At 74.2% G+C, this 16,673-nt stretch carries 17 protein-coding genes; 8 read left to right on the forward strand and 9 right to left on the reverse strand.

Features of this window, described 5'->3' with window-relative positions; translation table 11 throughout:
* Positions 1-257 precede the first annotated feature (257 nt).
* Positions 258-590, forward strand: a complete 333-nt coding sequence (locus CNQ36_RS32395; protein WP_121549218.1) for an ANTAR domain-containing protein — start codon at positions 258-260, stop codon at positions 588-590.
* Positions 591-614: 24 nt separating this feature from the next.
* Here the strand turns inward: CNQ36_RS32395 and CNQ36_RS32400 are convergent, their stop codons facing one another.
* The gene (locus tag CNQ36_RS32400) at positions 615-1,406 is read right to left on the reverse strand and encodes an RNA polymerase sigma factor SigF (protein ID WP_004921802.1); all 792 of its coding nucleotides are present in this window, start codon (positions 1,404-1,406) and stop codon (positions 615-617) included.
* 499 nt (positions 1,407-1,905) lie between these two features.
* On the opposite strand from CNQ36_RS32400, the gene CNQ36_RS32405 reads away from it, so the two are divergent.
* A complete protein-coding gene (locus CNQ36_RS32405; protein ID WP_004921800.1) occupies positions 1,906-2,427 on the forward strand; it encodes a hypothetical protein in 522 nt (173 codons plus the stop codon).
* Between the two features lie 9 nt (positions 2,428-2,436).
* On the opposite strand, the gene hemC is transcribed toward CNQ36_RS32405, so the two are convergent.
* The 3 genes from hemC to CNQ36_RS32420 all read right to left on the reverse strand — a co-directional run bounded on the left by hemC (position 2,437) and on the right by CNQ36_RS32420 (position 5,352).
* Entirely contained in the window at positions 2,437-3,372 is a 936-nt protein-coding gene (gene hemC / locus CNQ36_RS32410) for a hydroxymethylbilane synthase (protein WP_121549220.1), read from the reverse strand.
* Between the two features lie 80 nt (positions 3,373-3,452).
* Positions 3,453-4,229, reverse strand: coding sequence for an NPP1 family protein (locus CNQ36_RS32415; protein ID WP_004921793.1), 777 nt, complete (start codon positions 4,227-4,229; stop codon positions 3,453-3,455).
* A gap of 142 nt (positions 4,230-4,371) precedes the next feature.
* Positions 4,372-5,352, reverse strand: coding sequence for an ATP-dependent DNA ligase (locus CNQ36_RS32420; RefSeq protein ID WP_121549646.1), 981 nt, complete (start codon positions 5,350-5,352; stop codon positions 4,372-4,374).
* 118 nt (positions 5,353-5,470) lie between these two features.
* On the opposite strand from CNQ36_RS32420, the gene CNQ36_RS32425 reads away from it, so the two are divergent.
* The 4 genes from CNQ36_RS32425 to CNQ36_RS32440 all read left to right on the forward strand — a co-directional run bounded on the left by CNQ36_RS32425 (position 5,471) and on the right by CNQ36_RS32440 (position 9,342).
* Positions 5,471-5,977, forward strand: a complete 507-nt coding sequence (locus CNQ36_RS32425; RefSeq protein ID WP_004921788.1) for a MarR family winged helix-turn-helix transcriptional regulator — start codon at positions 5,471-5,473, stop codon at positions 5,975-5,977.
* Between the two features lie 122 nt (positions 5,978-6,099).
* Positions 6,100-6,480, forward strand: coding sequence for a DoxX family protein (locus CNQ36_RS32430; RefSeq protein WP_004921784.1), 381 nt, complete (start codon positions 6,100-6,102; stop codon positions 6,478-6,480).
* Positions 6,477-6,944 (forward strand): peroxiredoxin, encoded by a 468-nt coding sequence (locus tag CNQ36_RS32435; protein WP_121549222.1) that lies wholly within the window; start codon positions 6,477-6,479, stop codon positions 6,942-6,944. The genes CNQ36_RS32430 and CNQ36_RS32435 overlap by 4 nt, the downstream gene beginning before the upstream one ends.
* Positions 6,945-7,002: 58 nt before the next feature.
* Complete coding sequence (locus CNQ36_RS32440; protein ID WP_121549224.1) at positions 7,003-9,342, forward strand: SpoIIE family protein phosphatase; 2,340 nt, start codon at positions 7,003-7,005, stop codon at positions 9,340-9,342.
* Positions 9,343-9,348: 6 nt separating this feature from the next.
* On the opposite strand, the gene CNQ36_RS32445 is transcribed toward CNQ36_RS32440, so the two are convergent.
* Both CNQ36_RS32445 and CNQ36_RS32450 read right to left on the reverse strand, forming a co-directional pair.
* Complete coding sequence (locus tag CNQ36_RS32445) at positions 9,349-9,957, reverse strand: DNA polymerase ligase N-terminal domain-containing protein (protein WP_121549226.1); 609 nt, start codon at positions 9,955-9,957, stop codon at positions 9,349-9,351.
* 52 nt (positions 9,958-10,009) lie between these two features.
* Complete coding sequence (locus CNQ36_RS32450) at positions 10,010-10,840, reverse strand: aldo/keto reductase (RefSeq protein ID WP_121549228.1); 831 nt, start codon at positions 10,838-10,840, stop codon at positions 10,010-10,012.
* 111 nt (positions 10,841-10,951) lie between these two features.
* On the opposite strand from CNQ36_RS32450, the gene CNQ36_RS32455 reads away from it, so the two are divergent.
* Positions 10,952-11,917, forward strand: a complete 966-nt coding sequence (locus CNQ36_RS32455; protein ID WP_004921772.1) for a TauD/TfdA dioxygenase family protein — start codon at positions 10,952-10,954, stop codon at positions 11,915-11,917.
* Between the two features lie 11 nt (positions 11,918-11,928).
* Here the strand turns inward: CNQ36_RS32455 and CNQ36_RS32460 are convergent, their stop codons facing one another.
* From CNQ36_RS32460 to CNQ36_RS32470, 3 genes are all read right to left on the reverse strand, one after another.
* Positions 11,929-13,434: a metallophosphoesterase family protein gene (locus CNQ36_RS32460; protein ID WP_121549230.1), complete on the reverse strand. Its 1,506-nt coding sequence runs from the start codon at positions 13,432-13,434 to the stop codon at positions 11,929-11,931.
* A 79-nt stretch (positions 13,435-13,513) separates the two neighbouring features.
* Positions 13,514-14,272 carry a dienelactone hydrolase family protein gene (locus CNQ36_RS32465; protein WP_121549232.1) on the reverse strand — a complete coding sequence of 253 codons (759 nt, stop codon included), beginning with the start codon at positions 14,270-14,272 and terminating at the stop codon, positions 13,514-13,516.
* A 78-nt stretch (positions 14,273-14,350) separates the two neighbouring features.
* Positions 14,351-14,971: an L-threonylcarbamoyladenylate synthase gene (locus tag CNQ36_RS32470; RefSeq protein ID WP_040905376.1), complete on the reverse strand. Its 621-nt coding sequence runs from the start codon at positions 14,969-14,971 to the stop codon at positions 14,351-14,353.
* A gap of 147 nt (positions 14,972-15,118) precedes the next feature.
* Between CNQ36_RS32470 and CNQ36_RS32475 the strand changes: the two genes are divergently transcribed.
* A complete protein-coding gene (locus CNQ36_RS32475; protein ID WP_121549234.1) occupies positions 15,119-16,609 on the forward strand; it encodes a helix-turn-helix domain-containing protein in 1,491 nt (496 codons plus the stop codon).
* Positions 16,610-16,673 lie beyond the last annotated feature (64 nt).

Here is a 16,673-nt window from a genome sequence, read left to right on the forward strand (position 1 = left end):
TCGTGGTTCTTCACAGTCGCGTCCTGATCTCGTCGGCCTGGCAGCCACCCGGTGGCACCAGTGTCCGCCCGGCCCCCCTCCGGGCGCCTGCCGAGTACCCCGGCCGGGGCGCCGAAACGGTGACCGGACGCCCCGGACCACCCCGGTGGCGCAAGGGAGTCCGAGTGGCGACGATGGAGGAGCCGCACACCGGACGAAGGCACTCGAGCACTGTGCGAAGGCACCGCCACGGCGGCGCACCGGACCCGGAGGTGACCATGACCACCGACACGGACACGGACGGGGGCGCGGACCGCATCCTCCGGCTGGAGGAGGAGGTCCAGCAGCTGAAGGACGCGGTCGTCTCGCACGCGGTGGTGGACCAGGCGATCGGCATGGTCGTCGCGCTCGGCCGGGTCTCGCCCGACCAGGGCTGGACGGTGCTGAGGGAGGTCTCCCAGCGCACCAACATCAAGCTCCGCAGCGTGGCCGACATGATCCTGGTCTGGGGTCGCACCGGGCGGCTGCCCGCGGAGGTGCGGACGGTGCTGGAGGAGGTCCTGGACCGGCTCGGCCCCACCCAGATCCCGGGCGCGCCCCCGCAGGGCTGACGCCCCGCCGCCGCGCGGGCCCGCTCAGCCGGCCTCCGCCAGCAGCTCCTCGCGCAGCCGGGCGAAACAGCCGCTGAGCAGCCGGGAGACATGCATCTGGGAGATGCCGAGCTGCTCGGCGATGCCGCTCTGCGTCATCCCCCGGAAGAAGCGCAGATAGAGGATGAGCCGCTCGCGCTCCGGCAGCGCCTCCAGACAGGGCCGCACCGCCACCCGGTCCACGACGGTGTCGTACCCCGGGTCCGGACCGCCGAGCGCGTCCCCGAGGGCGTAGCCGTCGGTGCCCGGCATCTCCGCGTCCAGCGACAGCGCGGTGAAGCACTCCAGCGCCTCCATGCCGGTGCGCACCTCGTCCTCGGTCAGCCGGGCGTGCGCGGCGATCTCGGCGACGGTGGGGGCCCGGCCCGGGGTGGTCTGCGCCAGCTCCTTCGCCGACTGGCGTACGCGGTTGCGCAGATCCTGCACCCGGCGGGGCACGTGCAGCGTCCACATGTGGTCGCGGAAGTGGCGCTTGATCTCGCCCGTGACGGTCGGCACGGCGTACGCCTCGAAGGCGTTGCCGCGCGCCGGGTCGTAGTGGTCGACGGCCTTGACCAGGCCGAGGGCCGCCACCTGGTACAGATCCTCGAGGGCCTCGCCGCGGCCGCGGAAGCGGACGGCGATGCGCTCGGCCATGGGCAGCCAGGCGGTGACCAGCTCGTCGCGCAGCATCCTGCGTTCGGGCCCTTCGGGCAGCCGGGCCAGACGCGCGAAATTCCCGGCCGAGTCGGGGGCGTCGTCGTGGGAGTGCTGCTTCCTGGGACTGACGGTACGCATCACGCGCACCTCCCTGAGGGGTGCCGGATGGACTGACCCCGCGGGAAACGGCGGCTCGGACCAGAACGGGCCCGGGACCGGCCGACCGGTTCCCACGGACGTGCCTCCTGGTCCGAAGCACTGCGAATTCATTCCCCGTCGTCCGGCATTTCAAAACGGTTCCCGGATATTCAATGGGCGCACATTTCCGAAAGGCTCACGATCTGAAATCGGGGGAATTCATGGAGTGAAATGCGGCGCTCGCGGTCGGCCGTCCGCGCCCGCCCCCGGCCCCGGTCGCGCCGACCGCGCCCGGGGAGCGGCGGTGATCACCGCGCCGGACGTGATGTGCGGCACGCCGCCGGCGCGGGCCGGACGGCCGGCCGGGAGATTCCTCCAGCGCAGCGCTTGATCACCGACCGGAGGGTGCGAACAGCCCGAGCACCGCGCATTCCGCTCATTTGACAGTGCGCAGAGGCCACAGATAGGAAACAGCGGACAGAAGTCGAGAGGGTGCACTGTGTACGAGCCGAACGTGGTCGGGGACTGGCAGGAGTACGACGAGCATGCCGGTCTGCGGGTCCGCGTCCACCGTCTGGAGCGGGGCGAGCCGCCGCGCGGACGGGACGACGCAGCCGAGGGGCTGACGTACTTCAGTGTCCGCGTGACCGTCGAGAATCGCGGGGAGCGGCCGTTCTGCGTTCATCTCGAGGACGGCCAGATCGACGTGCGGACCGGACCCGACGGCGAGAGCGCGTTCATCGACTGGCGCAACTCGCAGTTCATCGAGGGATTCGACGTCTATCCGCTGCGCCGCGCCACCGCCGTGATCCACGCGGCCGGTCCCGAGGCGTCCCTGAGCCATGTCGACGTCCAGGTCCAGCTGCGCGCCGACGAGGAGTGGGCCGGGCGCCGGCTGTGGGCGGGCGGTGTCGGGGTGCACGAAGGGGCCTCCGGGGCGCCCGCGGGCGCCTGCCGGGACGGTCTCGCCCAGCAGGTGAGCGTCTTCCTGCAGGAACAGGCGGAGGAAGGCACCGCCTGAGGCCCCGCGTCAGTGCGGGATGCCGTCGATGATCTCGCGGGCGCCCTGACGCAGCAGGGCCACGGCGACCGAGGTGCCGAGCGTCGCCGGATCGAGCCGCCCCGCCCACTCGTGCGCGTTCAGCCGGGTCTTGCCGTCCGCGGTGAAGACACAGGCCCGCAGGGACAGTTCACCGCTCCGGTCGACTTGCGCGTACCCGGCGATCGGGCTGTTGCAGTGCCCCTGCAGCACATGCAGGAACATGCGCTCGGCGGTGGCCTCGCGGTGGGTGTCCGGATGGCCGAGGGCGCTGACCGCCTCGATGAGGGCGGTGTCGCCCTCGCGGCACTGCAGGGCCAGGATGCCCGCGCCGATGGGCGGCATCATGGCCTCGGGGGAGAGCACCTCGCTGATCACGTCCGCGCGGCCGATGCGTTCCAGGCCGGAGACCGCGAGCAGCAGTGCGTCCGCCTCACCGGCGGCGAGCTTCTCCATCCGCAGGTTGGCGTTGCCGCGCAGCGGCACGCACGTCAGATGCGGGTGGCTGACGGCCAGTTGGGCGACCCGGCGCACCGACGAGGTGCCGATCCGGCTGCCGGGCGCGAGCTCGTCCAGGGTGAGTCCGTCCGGGTGCACGAGGGCGTCGCGGACGTCGTCCCGCTTCAGGAACGCGGCGAACACCGTGCCGGCCGGGAGCGGCCGGTCGGCGGGCACGTCCTTGACGCAGTGCACGGCGACGTCCGCCCGGCCGGCCAGCAGCGCGGCGTCCACCTCCTTGGTGAAGGCGCCCTTGCCCTCCACCGCCGACAGATCGCCGAGCCACTTGTCCCCGGTCGTCTTCACCGGTACGACCTCGGTGCGCACACCGGGCCTGGCGGCGGCCAGCTCGGCCCGGACGCGCTCCACCTGGGCGAGCGCCATGGGCGAGTCGCGGGAGACGATACGGATCAGTTCGGGAACCGACATGCCGACACCTTAGACCCTGGGGACGTCCCCTCCGTGCCGGGACGCCGAACGGCGCCCCGGCGCCAATGGCGCGGTCCCGCTCAGGCGTTCGGGTCGAACGGGATGCCGGACGGCTTGGCCGACGCGAGGTGGGAGGCGAAGCTCCCGTCCTTCAGCCCGAAGTGCGCGCTGCCGAAGTCGTACGCGCTGAGCCTGTCGCGCAGCCCCGCCGGATAGCCGTTCCAGCCGACCAGCGCCGGGTACTGCCAGCTGCCCCGGTGGTTCTCCGGCGGCTCGTCGCCCGAGCCCGCCAGCCGGAAGCAGTGGGTGCCGATGCCGTCCTTGTGGTAGACGACCTTCGGATGCGTCCCGTCGAATCGGACCGCCGAGCGGGCGTGCACCGTGAACGAGCCGTGGTTGGACGTCGAGACGTACTGGACGGTGTCGTTCTGCACCCACACCACGACGTGCTCCCAGTCGTGGCGGTGCCCCCCGAGACTGGTGCCCGGCAACGCCTGGTCCTTCTCGAAGTACAGGCCGTAGACGACGGCGCACCAGCCGTTGTTGCACTTGGCCCGGGAGTAGCTGTTGGTGTTCTCCAGGTCCGAGGCGTCACGGCAGTTGCCGTTGAGGGCGCCGGTCGGGTTGAGGCCGGTGTTGACGGCCCCGTCCGGGCCGATGGCCGGGGAGGGGTAGCAGCCGTCGGTGTCGTAGTCGAAGGCGGGCTGGTACGTCCGGTCCAGCGCGTCCGCGCCGGCCGGCAGGGCGGGAGGCGGTGCGGCGAAGGCGGTGGCGGGGAAGGCGATCACCAGGGCGGCCGCGCCGGCCAGACCGGTCAGCCATCTCCTGCGGTGCGTGCGGAACGTGCTCGACGACACTGCGTCCTCCTCTTGGTACGGGCGCAGCCCAACGGGTGTGGGGGGCTGGGGAGTTCAGCATCCCGGCTGGGCGTATACATGCCAAGAGGGTGCAGGCGTACCGCTGGTGAAGCGCGGCCCAACACCCGCCGCCGGTCGTGGATCACACGGGGTCGTCCGGGAGGTCGGCCGCCGACTCCTCCGGCGCCAGGTCGGGCCTCAGGCGCAGCCAGGACGGCTGGCGCAGCATCCCCTCCCGGGTGCGGGTGCTGTACCGGACCTCGCCGACCAGCCGGGGCACCACCCAGCGCGCCTCCGGCAGCGCCGGCGCGGGGTCGAAGGGGCACACGTCGGTGGCCGCCGCCCGCAACAGCGCGGCCAGCTCCGCGCGTTCGGTCTCGCTCCAGCCGGTGCCGACGCCGCCGACGTAGCGCAGCCGGCCCGCCGCGCGCTGCCCGACCAGTACGGCGCCCGGCAGCCCGGTCAGCCGTCCCCTGCCGGGGAGCCAGCCGCCGACGAGGACGTCCTCGCTGCGCATGTTGCGGATCTTGATCCAGTTGCGGGAGCGGACCCCCGGTTCGTACACCGAGTCCAGCCGCTTGCAGACCAGGCCCTCGAGGCCGTGCTCCCGGGTGGCGCGCAGCGCCTCGCGGCCGTGGCCGACGATCGCGGCGGGGGTGGACCAGGCCGGCCCGTCCAGCGCGAGGCCGAGCAGCGCCTCGCGGCGTCCGGAGTAGGGCACCCGGACCAGTGACCGTCCGTCGAGATGCATGACGTCGAACAGCACCAGCCGGACGGGGACGGCCGCCGCCCGCCGGGCCGCCCTGCCGGGGGAGCCGGCCAGTCCCATCCGGGACTGCAGCAGCTGGAAGCTGGCCCGGCCCTCCTCGTCGAGGGCGAGCACCTCGCCGTCCAGTACCGCGGGCCTCGCGCCGAGGGCGGTGGCCAGCGGCCCGAGCTCGGGGTACGCGCCGGTGATCTCCTGCCCGGACCGGGCGCGCAGCACGAGGGTGCCGTCACCGGGGAGGTAGACCACCGCCCGCTGGCCGTCCTGCTTGGTCTCGTAGGCCCAGCGGGCGTCCGCCGCCGGGGGCGGCAGGGAGCCCGGCGTGGCGAGCATGGGCGGGATCAGCGGCAGGGTCACGGGTGAGGTGTGGACGCCCCCGGGGCCCGTCACGCGCCCGCCCGCGCCGTTTCCCCCGGACGGCCGCGGCGCCCGCGCGGTTGATTGAGTTACGCAATGAGATGGTAAAGTCGCTGCCATGTCCACACCCCCGGTCCCCGACGCTCCAGCCGCCGCGGAAGTGGCCGAGATCGAGCGCGCGCTCCACCGCATCACGTACCTGAGCACGCGCGCACGTCAGCACGAGCGGCTGATGGCCCTGGCGGGTGTGCCCCTGGACCGGGCCGCCGTGGCCCTGATGCGGAAGATGGCCGACGCCGAGCCGATGCGGCCGGGGGAGCTGGCCGCCCGGATGGGTGTGGAGGCCTCGCACGTCACCCGCACGGTGCAGCAGCTGCAGAAGTCCGGTCATGTGACCCGGGTCCCGGACCCGGACGACCGCCGCGCCCAGCGCATCGAGCTCACCGACGCCGGCCGGGAGGCCATCGTCCGGGTCCGGGAGGCCGGGGTACGGGGCATGCAGGTGGCCCTGGCCGACTGGTCGCCCGACGACCTGCGGCAGCTCGCCACCCTCTTCCACCGCATGGTCGACGACTTCTTCGCCCACTCTTCCGACGAGGAACCGGAACCCACCCGAACCCCCTGACACCCATCGCCCGGCGCCCGGCGCGGGCCGGCCGGCGGGGCGGTGGAGCGGTGGGAAGCCCGGCGGGGTTCAGGCACTTACCGTCCGGTAATATCGCGCGGCAGGTCATCAGAGGAGGAACCGTGTCACGGTCCGAACGCTCGCCCCTGCTGCTCGCCGGCCTGCTGGCCGCCGCGGGCACCGCGCACTTCGCCGTCCCCCGCCAGTTCGACCACATCGTGCCGCGCTCCCTGCCCGGCTCGCCCCGCACCTGGACCTACGCGAGCGGCGCCGTCGAACTGGCGCTGGCCGCCGGGGTGGCCCTGCCCCGTACCCGCAGGGCCGCCGCCCTCGCGACGGCGGCCTTCTTCGTCGGCGTGTTCCCCGCCAACGTGAAGATGGCCGCCGACTGGCGGCGCCGCCCCGCCCCGCAGCGGGCCGCGGCGCTCGGCCGGCTGCCCCTGCAGGTGCCGCTGGTGCTGTGGGCGCGCGGCGTCGCCAAGGGCGCGGAGGGCCGGTCGTGAGCGGGCGGCCGGAGAAGGGCGACACGGTCGAGGACTTCGCGCTGCCGGACGAGACGGGCACCGTCCGCCGGCTGTCGGAGCTGCTCGCCGACGGTCCGGTGGTGCTGTTCTTCTACCCCGCCGCGCTGAGCCCCGGCTGCACCGCCCAGGCCTGCCACTTCCGCGACCTCGCCGCCGAGTTCGCCGCCGTGGGCGCGCGGCCGGTGGGCATCAGCGCGGACGCCGTGGAACGGCAGGCGGAGTTCGCCGGCCGGCACTCCCTCGGCATGCCGCTGCTCTCCGACGCCGACGGCACGGTCCGCGAGCGGTTCGGCGTGAAACGCGGCGTCGCCCTGGCGCCGACGAAGCGCGCCACCTTCGTCATCGGCCGGGACCGCACCGTCCTGGAGGTCGTCCGCAGCGAACTGCGGATGAACGTCCACGCCGACCGGGCGCTCGCCGCGCTCCGCGACCGGGGCGCGTGACCGCCCGCACCGACGGCCCGCGGTTGATAGTGCACGGCAACGGGATGATCCTGGACAAATGGATGACGCGTCCGCCGCGGTGGTCGTGGATGCCCGCGGCGTCGTCACGGCGTGGAGCGAGGGCGCCCGGCGGCTGACCGGACACCGGGCCGAGGAAGCCGTGGGAGGGCCCGTACGCGCGCTGCTCGTCCAGGACCCGCCGCTCGCCGGTACGTCCTTGCCCTCCGGCCCGGTCGTGCTGCGCCACCGCGACGGCCACCCCGTGCCGGCCAGGCTGACCGTCCGGCCCCTGCTGGGGGCCGGCGGCGCTCCGGCCGGATACGTGATAACCGTCGAGCCGGCCGGCCCGGAGGAGGAGACCTCGATGGCCGCGCGGGCGTTCCAGCAGGCGTCCATGGCGATGTCGGTCTTCGACACCCGGCAGCGCTACCTGCGGCTCAATGACACCGCCGGTGGACTGATGGGCCGCCCCGAGGCGGGCCTGACCGGGCGGGCCTACCTCGACACCGTGGAGGACGCCGAATACACCCGGGGCCTGGACCGGTACCTGCGCCGGGTCGCCGAGACCGGCGAGCCCCTGCGCTACGAGAGCTTCACCCGCGCCCCCTCCGGACCCCGGGCACAGGCCTGGAACATCGAGGTGTGGCCGGTCCGCGAGACCTCCGGCGACATCGTGGGCACCGCCGTCGCGGCCTTCGACAGCACCGACCAGCACCGGGCCCGCAGACGGCTGGCGCTGCTGAACGAGGCCGCGACCGCCATCGGCACCACCCTGGACGTCGTGCGCACCGCCGAGGAACTCGTGGAACTCCTGGTACCCGCGGTGGGCGACTTCGCCGCCGTCGACCTGCACGAGTGGGTCCTCGGCGCCGGCGAGCCCCCGGCCCGGCCGGACACCGGGGTCGTGCTGCGCCGGGTGGCGCACGGATCCGCCGCCGACGGCGCCCCCGAGACGGCCGTCGGCCTCGGCCAGACGGACGTCTATCCGCCCTACTCCCCGCCCGCGCGGGCGCTGCGGGAGGCCGGCGCGGTGCTGGCCCACGCGGGCGAGCCGGACTTCGACCGGTGGATGGCCGAACGCGGCCTGCCCGCGGTGTCCGGCCGCCCCCGCATCGCCGGCGTCCACTCGCTGCTGGCCGTACCGCTGCGCGCCCGCGGCACCACGCTCGGCGTCGTGGTCGTCGTCCGCAACGTCCAGCCCGACGGGTACGCCGCCGACGACGCAGCGCTCGGCGAGGAACTCGCCAGCCGCGCCGCCGTCTGCGTCGACAACGCCCGCCGCTTCGCCCGCGAGCGCAGCACCGCGCTGACGCTCCAGCACAGCCTGCTGCCGAAGGGACTGCCCGGCCAGGCGGCCGTAGAGGTCGCCCACCGCTATCTGCCGTCCGGGTCGGCGGCCGGTATCGGCGGCGACTGGTTCGACGTCATCCCGCTCTCCGGCAGCCGGGTCGCCCTGGTCGTGGGCGACGTCGTCGGCCACGGCATCCCGTCCACCGCCACCATGGGCCGGCTGTGCACGGCGGTGCGCACCCTCGCCGACGTGGACCTGCGGCCCGACGAACTCCTCACCCACCTCGACGACCTGGTCATCCATCTCGCCGCCGGGGAGCGGGGCGAGGTCGCCGAGCTGGGCGCCACCTGCCTCTACGCCGTCTACGACCCCGTCTCCCGCTCGCTGACCGCCGCCGCCGCCGGGCATCCCGCGCCCGCCGTGGTCCTGCCGGACGGCACCTGCCGGATCGTCCCCGTGAGCGCGGGCCCGCCGCTGGGGGTGGGAGGGTTGCCGTTCGAGGCGACGGAGGTCCGGCTGCCCGAGGGCTCCCTGGTCGCCCTCTACACCGACGGTCTCATCGAGCACCGCGGCCGCGACATCGACAGCGTGACCGACGAGCTGTGCCGCGCCCTGGAGGTCTCCGCCGACTCCCTGGAGGCGCTGGCCGACGCCGTGCTGAGGGACGTGCTGCCGGACGACCCCGTCGACGACGTGGCCCTGCTGCTGGCCCGCACCCGCGCGCTCAGCCCCGACCAGGTCGTCACGAAGGACGTCCAGCCGGACCCCGAGGAGGTGGCCGCCGTCCGGGTGTGGGCCGGAGAGCGGCTGGCCGCGTGGGGGCTGGACGAGGTCGCCTTCATCACCGAGCTCGTCGTCAGCGAACTGGTCACCAACGCCATCCGCTACGGGGTGCCTCCCGTGCATCTGCGGCTGATCCGCGACCGCACCCTGATCTGCGAGGTCGCCGACGCCAGCGCCACCTCGCCGCATCTGCGCCGCGCCCACGTCTACGACGAGGGCGGCCGGGGACTGCTGCTGGTGGCCCAGCTGACCCAGCGCTGGGGCAGCCGCCAGACGGACGGCGGCAAGACGATCTGGGCGGAGCAGCCCCTCCCGCAGGGCTGACCCCGGTCAGCCGCCGTCCGCCGCGGCCACCTGGGCGAGGGTGCGCCCCGACCGCGCCGACCTGGCCCGCCGCGGATCGGGGGCGCCACGGCCGCCGGCCCCTCCCTTGGCCGCCCGGACCAGCAGCCACGCCTCCTCACCGCCGTCCGTGCCGTCGCGGAAGCGGGTGAGGGCGTACTCGCCGCGCAGCTTCCCGCCGTGCAGCCGGAACGTGGCGTGCCCGCGCTCCAGCGCCTCCTCGAAGCCGACGGGACGGCCCCGGCGGTCGTGGCCGAGCGGCTCGTACGTGCCCCGGTCCCAGACGATCACCGTGCCGCCGCCGTACTCGCCGCGCGGGATCACGCCCTCGAAGTCCTCGTACTCCAGCGGATGGTCCTCCGTGGGCACGGCGAGCCGCCTGTCCCGCGGATCGGCCGAGGGGCCCTTCGGCACCGACCAGGACCTGAGCACGTCGCCCACCTGCAGCCGGAAGTCGAAGTGCATCCTGCGCGCGTCGTGGATCTGCACGACGAAGCGGGGCTCCGCGCCCGGCGCCGTCCCGCTGCCCCGGGGCTCGCCGGTCCGCCCGAAGTCCCGTTTGCCGTGGTAGTCCCGCAGCCGGTCCCGTTCACCCACCGTGCCGCTCCTTCCCGCAGGCCACCGCTCGGGCGCGGACCCGGGTACCCGGTCAGAACTCCTCGTGCACCTCCGGATCCCCGCCGATCCGCCGGTGGGCCCGGTCGCCGATCGTCCGCATCTGGGCCTCGTCCAGCGCGAAGCCGAACACGTCCAGGTTGGCGCGCTGCCGCTGAGGGTCGGACGACTTGGGGACGGGCAGGGCGCCCAGCTGGAGGTGCCAGCGCAGCACCGCCTGGGCCGGGGTGACCCCGTGCGCCTCGGCGACGGCGCGCACGGCCAGGTCCTCCAGGAGCGTCGAGCCGCGGCCCAGCGGGCTCCAGCTCTCGGTGAGCACTCCCTTGTCCGCGTGGTAGGCGCGCAGCTCCTCCTGCGGGAAGAAGGGGTGCAGCTCGACCTGGTTGACCGAGGGCAGCACCCCGGTCTCCCGCTCCAGCCGCTCGATGTGGTCCGGCGTGAAGTTGGAGACGCCGATCGACCGGACCAGTCCGTCCTCGCGCAGCTTGACCATGGCCTTCCAGGAGCCGACGTACTTGTCGACGCGGGGGAGCGGCCAGTGGATCAGATAGAGGTCGACGTACTCCAGGCCGAGCCGGGCGCGGGACTCCTCGAAGGAGGCGAGGGTCTCCTCGTAGCCGTGGTGCCGGCCCGGGAGCTTCGTCGTCACGACGATCTCCTCGCGGGGGACGCCGGCCCGGGCCACGGCGCGGCCGACACCGGTCTCGTTGCGGTAGTTGGCCGCCGTGTCGACGAGCCGGTAGCCGGCCTCCAGGGCCCCGGCCACCGCGCGCTCCGCCTCGGCGTCGTCCATCGGCCAGGTCCCCAGGCCCAGGGCGGGGATCGTCGTGCCGTCGTTGAGGGTGTGGCTCGGGATGCTGCTCACCAGGATGCCTTCCGGTCGGCGGTGTCGTCCTCCCAGCGTCGGGGACGAGGGGGTCGGTGATCAACCGGAGGGGTACGCAACGGTGGGGAGGACCGACGGAGTGGGGAGCGCATGACGACGGACAGGGACGGCACGGGCGGCGGCACGGCACTGGAGGTGCGTCCGGCGGCCGGGCACATCGGGGCCGAGATCACCGGGGTGGACCTCGCCGGTGACCTCGACGGGACGGTGATCGCCGGGATCAGGGCGGCGGTGCTGCGCTGGAAGGTGGTGTTCTTCCGCGGCCAGCGCCTCGACCACGCCGCCCATGTGGCGCTGGCCCGCCGGTTCGGCGAACCGGTCGTGCTGCCGCGGCGCGGGAAGGCCTCGCCGCCGGACTTCCCCGAGGTGGAGACGACCGCCGACCGGCTGGAGCTCGGCGGGCGGTTCGGCATGGAGCACGACGAGTGGCTGCGCCGCCGCCGGCACACCCTGCTGCGCGGCTGGCACTGCGACCACGGCGCGCGCGTCGACCCGCCGGCCGCGACGATCCTGCGCGCCGAGACCGTCCCGCCCTACGGCGGCGACACCACCTGGGCCAATCTGGCCGCCGCCTACGCCGGACTGTCCGCCCCGGTGCGGGAGTTCGCGGACGGGCTGCGCGCCGAGCACCGGCTGGGAGTCGGATACCAGCCCCGGCCCGGCGACGACGCCTATCTGCGCCATCTGCTGGACCACCAGACCGCCTCCGAGCATCCGCTGGTGCGTGTCCACCCGGAGACCGGGGAACGGGTGCTCTTCGTCAACGGCTACTACGTCGAGCAGATCAGCGGCCTGTCCCGCCCGGAGAGCGCGGCCGTCCTGGAGATGCTGCTCGAGCAGGCCACCCGGCCCGAGTACACGGTGCGGTTCCGCTGGGAGCCGGGCAGCGTCGCCTTCTGGGACAACCGGGCCACCATCCACCTGGCCCCCGGCGACACCGCCCACCTCGGCCGGCCGCGGATCATGCACCGGGTGATGCTCGCCGGTGAGGTCCCGGTGGGCGTGGACGGCCGGCCCTCGCGGCCCCTCACCGGCACCGCGCCGGGCCGCTGGTAGCCGGGCCGCGCTCAGGTCAGCGGGATGACCACCTCGTCCTCGACCGGCGGGTCGGTCTCCTGCGCCCGCAGCCCGGTCGCCGCGTGACAGCGCAGCCGGATCGCCTCGGGGCTCACGTCGAGACGGAGGAAGGACTTGAAGAACGGCGGGCTGTAGGTGGCCGAGCCCGGTGAGAGCACCGAGGTGTACATCTTGCGCACTGGCAGCCGGAACCGCTTGGCCCGGTCCGGCCGCCGGCCGGTGCCGAGCAGCCCGGCGACCAGCCGCATCCGGCGGGTGACCCGGGGCGGCGCGCCCGGCACGCGGGTGGGCCCGATGCCGAGGCGTTCGGCGATCACGGCCATCGCCTCGGCATCGGTGAGGGCGAAGAAGCGGCGCAGCCGCAGCCGGCGCCCGTAGAGCGCGCTGTAGAAGGCGAGGGAGTCGCCGCGCAGCGGGTAGCAGCGGAAGTCCCGCTCGGTGACACCGGCGACGTCCACCCGGGGGATGGTGTGGGTGGCGTGCGTGAAGGCCCCGCCGCCGCCCGCCACCACGTACTGCAGGGTGCGTCCGTCGTCCAGCCGCACCGGGTAGCGCTGGTAGTTGTGGATGTCGCCGCCTATCGCGGCCACGTAGTGGTGCGCGGGATCGCGGACGATGTCGTCGACGGTGCCGCCGCCCTCGACGGGGCACGGGTGGTGCTTGCCGTCCACGTACAGGGGCGAGCCGGTGACCAATATCTTCGGGCGCGGTCCGCGCGAGACCTCGCGCAGCCAGGCGCCCTGCCCGGCGTCGACGGTGCCCAGCAGCCCCGTGTCGATGCCGACGATCCGCACCGGCCCGGCGTCGATCGCCCAGTACGGTCCCGGCTGCGCCGCCCGTTGGCCCGGCGCCGACCGCAGCTTCCGCGCCTCGTCGAGGTGCCGGCCGTCCCCGGCGCGCGGCCGGTGCCACAGCAGGGAGCGCAGCCAGGCCCGGCCGAGGGGGCGCGGCGCGGGCGCGGGCGGCAGCGGCGGGGCGTCGTCGCAGAAGACCCGCATGAAGCCGGCCAGGTCCTCGTACCAGTCGTGGTTGCCCGGTATCGCGTAGATCGGGGCGGGGTAGTCCCGGTACGGGCGGAAGAACTTGGGGCCGTAGCCGTCCGCGCTGCCCACCGGGTAGATCACGTCGCTGGCCAGCACCGCGAACGCGGTGTCCCGGCCCTCCCGCAACAGCCCCGGCACCACCGCGTACTGGGGGTCGCCGCCCTCGCCGGTGTCGCCGATCACCAGGAACGAGAACCGGTCCGGGTCGTCGCGCCGGATCACCCTGTCGGCGGGCGCGCCGGCCGCGGCGCGCTGCGCCGCCCAGCGCGCCCGGGTCTCTCCCGTGGGATCGCCGAGCCAGGAGGCCAGGACGCCGTTGCGGGCGGCCCACAGCATTCTCGGGTCGAGCCAGGAGATCTTCTCGGCCTGGTTCGGCATCAGCCGCCGGTACGCACCGCGTTCAGCGGTGCCCCAGCCGGCGCCTTCGGCGGTATCGCGTGAGGAGTCGGACACCGGTGCACCGTAACAACGGTGTTCCGGCGGACCGTTGGTCGGGGCCCGGCCAACCGTGCGGAGAAGGCACGGAGTTGGGTCAGAAGGCGCGCTCCAGCAGGCCGAGCAGCGCCGCCCAGTGACGCTCGTCCGCCGTCTTGTCGTACGCGGCCGTGTCGGACTGGGTGTATCCGTGCGCGGCCCCGGTGTACACCTCGCAGCGGTGCCGCACCCCGGCGTCCGTCAGCGCCCGCTCCAGCCGCTCGATCTGCTCCCCGGGCAGCGAGTGGTCCTGGTCGGCGTGGCCGAAGTACACCTCGGCGGTGATCCGGCCGGCCACCAGATGCGGGCTGTCCGGGGCGTCCGTCGCCAGCCGGCCGCCGTGGAACCCGGCCGCGGCGGCCACCCGTTCGGGATGGGTCCCCGCGGTGCGCAGGGCCAGCGCCGCCCCCATGCAGTAGCCGGTCACCGCCACCGGGCCGCCGTCCGCCACCGCCGGACACGCGGCGAGCCACCGCAGATACGCGTCGGCGTCCCGCATCGCCCGCTCGGGCGTCAGCTCCCGCATGGCCGGCCCGAGGCGCGCGAAGAGCTCCGGGCGCGCCCCCGGGTCGATGAACGCGGGCAACTCCACCACGGGGGCGCGCCCGCGCCGGTAGAACAGGTTGGGCACCAGCACGGTGTGACCGGCCGCCGCCAGCCGGTCGGCCATCTCCCGCAGCCGCGGGCGCACACCGAAGGCGTCCATGTAGAGGAGCACCCCCGGCCGGGGACCGCCGTCCGCCGGACGCGTCAGATACGCGTCGGCGGTGCCGTCCCCGGTGGTGATGCCGACGGTCGTTCCCTGCACGGCGGTCATGGTCCGCTGCCTCCCACGGTGGCGCTGGTCACGGCCATCGTGACACGCCGGCCGGGGGCGCCGGGCGGCGCGGTGGCCTCACTCGAACCGGGTGACGTCACCGGCGCCCCTGCGCACGATCTCCGCCTCGCCGCCCGAGAAGTCGATCACCGTGGTCGGCTCGGTGCCGCAGTCGCCGGAGTCCAGCACCGCGTCCACCTGGTGGTCGAGCCGGTCCTTGATCTCCCAGCCCTGGGTCATCGGCTCGTCCTCCCCGGGCAGCAGCAGGGTGCTGGACAGCAGCGGCTCGCCGAGCTCCTCCAGCAGGGCCTGGGTGACGACGTGGTCCGGGATGCGCACGCCGACCGTCTTCTTCTTGGGGTGCATCAGCATGCGCGGCACCTCCTTCGTCGCGGGCAGGATGAACGTGTAGCTGCCCGGGGTGGACGCCTTCACCGCGCGGAACACGTCGTTGTCGATCCGCACGAACTGGCCGAGCTGCGCGAAGTCCCGGCACATCAGGGTGAAGTGGTGCCGGTCGTCCAGCTTGCGGATCGTGCGGATCCGGTCGATGCCGGACCGGCTGCCCAGGCGGCAGCCGAGTGCGTAGCAGGAGTCCGTGGGGTATGCGATCAGGGAGTCGGAGCGAATGCTCTCGGCGACCTGGGAGATGGTGCGCGGCTGGGGGTTGTCGGGGTGCACGTCGAAGTACTTCGCCATTCACCGAGCTTATGCCGCCCGTGCGCACGGACCGCGCACGCCGTCCCGGGGGCCGGGGGCCCGACGCGCCGGGACGGTCCGCGCGCACGGGTGGGGTAACGTCCCTGACCTGGGCCGGGACGGCTACGAGACGAGGGGAAGGCCGGGGTGGCAGGCCGTAGGGACGGAATCCGGCGGACGCCGCCGGCGGCCGGGGAACGCGCCGAGTGGGCGCGGGAACTGCTGGACCATCTGCGTCCGGCCGGGCGCGACGTCCGCGGGGTCGTCGACTGGCTGGCCGCCACCGTGGACGCGGAGGTGTCCCTGCGGGACGCCGCCGGAGCGCTGCTGGCCGGGACCCGGCTGCCGCTGGACGAGTCCCTCGTCGCCGGTCTCGCCGGCGGCCGGATCGCCTCCGCCGCCTGGGAGGGGGAAGGGCGCCACGTACGCCTGGCGGCCATCGGCCACCCCGCGCGGACCTGTGTGCTGGCGGTCTCCCGCGAGTCACCCTTCGACCGGCACGCCTCCGACGTCGTCACGCACACCGCCCAGGTGATCGAACTCCTGCTGACCGCGGACGAGACCGCCGCCGCCGGACACCTGCTCCGGCGGGCCACCGCCGATCTGCGCCTGGCGATCCTGCAGCTGCTGATGGTCGAGGACACCGTCGCCGCCCGCCGGGTCGCCGCCGGCCTCTGGCCCGGCCTGCTGGACGCCGACACGGCCTGCGTCTACGTCGTCGAGTCCGCGCCCGCGCTGCGCGACCGGCTCGCGGCCGAGTGCCTGGACTCCACGCGGGAGGAGGCGCTGGTCGTGCGCTGTCCGGCGATGGACGGCCATGTGATCGTCGTCAGCCCCCGCGAGGCCACCGCCGGCGCGCTGCGGTCGCTGGTCGAACGGCACCCGGGCACCTTCCTCGGCGGCAGTGTGTGGCAGAGCCTCGCCCGTACCGCCACCGCCTACGGACAGGCCGTCAGCGCCCTGGCGGTGGCGCGCTTCCGGGCCGACAAGACGGCCGTGTACGCCGAACGCACCCATCCCGAGCGGCTGATGGACCCGGCCGCGCTGCGCGGCTGGGCGGCCCGGGTGCTGAGTCCGCTCGACGTGCTGCCGCACCACACCCGCGCCGAGCTCCTCGCCACCACCCGCCTCGGCCTGGAGTTCACCGCCGTCAACACCGCCAAGATCCTCGGCGTCAGCCGCAACACCGTACGCGCCCGCATGGAACGCGTGGAGTCCCTGCTCGGCGCCGACTTCGACGACGTCACCGCCCGTGCCGTGGTCCACCTGGCGCTGCACACCCAGATCAACCTCCTGGACGGGCGGACGGCCGCCGGTCCCGCCGCGCACGCGCAGGGTCTCGCCGGTCTGCTGGACGGCCCCGCCGTCGGCGCCTGGGCACGGGACCTGCTGGGGCGGCTGGACCGGGACACCCGCAACCTGCGCCGCACCCTGTGCACCTGGATCGCCGCCGGCGGCAACGCCGAACGGACCGCGCAGACCCTGGGAGTGCACGCCCAGACCGTCCGCGAGCACGTGCGCAGCGCCGAACCGGTCCTGGAACGCCAGCTGCTGGCCGCCGGGACCGACCTGTACGAGGTCGTCCTCGCCCATCTCGCGGCGGGCGACCTGGAGCAGCCCGTGCTCACGGGCGGGTGAACCGGGCCTTTCGGACTCAGTTGTGCACGGATGAGCCCTCCGGCGGCCACAGCGGGCACCGGTG

Origin of the sequence: Streptomyces fungicidicus (assembly GCF_003665435.1) — a bacterium.
Classification (GTDB): Bacteria; Actinomycetota; Actinomycetes; order Streptomycetales; family Streptomycetaceae; genus Streptomyces; species Streptomyces fungicidicus.

What these genes read in the sequence shown, in the direction of transcription:
- CNQ36_RS32395 (WP_121549218.1), top strand. Translation starts at nt 258, where the DNA reads ATGACCACCGACACGGACACGGACGGGGGCGCGGACCGCATCCTCCGG.
- CNQ36_RS32400 (WP_004921802.1), bottom strand. Translation starts at nt 1,406, where the DNA reads ATGCGTACCGTCAGTCCCAGGAAGCAGCACTCCCACGACGACGCCCCC.
- hemC (WP_121549220.1), bottom strand. Translation starts at nt 3,372, where the DNA reads ATGTCGGTTCCCGAACTGATCCGTATCGTCTCCCGCGACTCGCCCATG.
- CNQ36_RS32425 (WP_004921788.1), top strand. Translation starts at nt 5,471, where the DNA reads ATGTCCACACCCCCGGTCCCCGACGCTCCAGCCGCCGCGGAAGTGGCC.
- CNQ36_RS32440 (WP_121549224.1), top strand. Translation starts at nt 7,003, where the DNA reads ATGGATGACGCGTCCGCCGCGGTGGTCGTGGATGCCCGCGGCGTCGTC.
- CNQ36_RS32455 (WP_004921772.1), top strand. Translation starts at nt 10,952, where the DNA reads ATGACGACGGACAGGGACGGCACGGGCGGCGGCACGGCACTGGAGGTG.
- CNQ36_RS32465 (WP_121549232.1), bottom strand. Translation starts at nt 14,272, where the DNA reads ATGACCGCCGTGCAGGGAACGACCGTCGGCATCACCACCGGGGACGGC.
- CNQ36_RS32470 (WP_040905376.1), bottom strand. Translation starts at nt 14,971, where the DNA reads ATGGCGAAGTACTTCGACGTGCACCCCGACAACCCCCAGCCGCGCACC.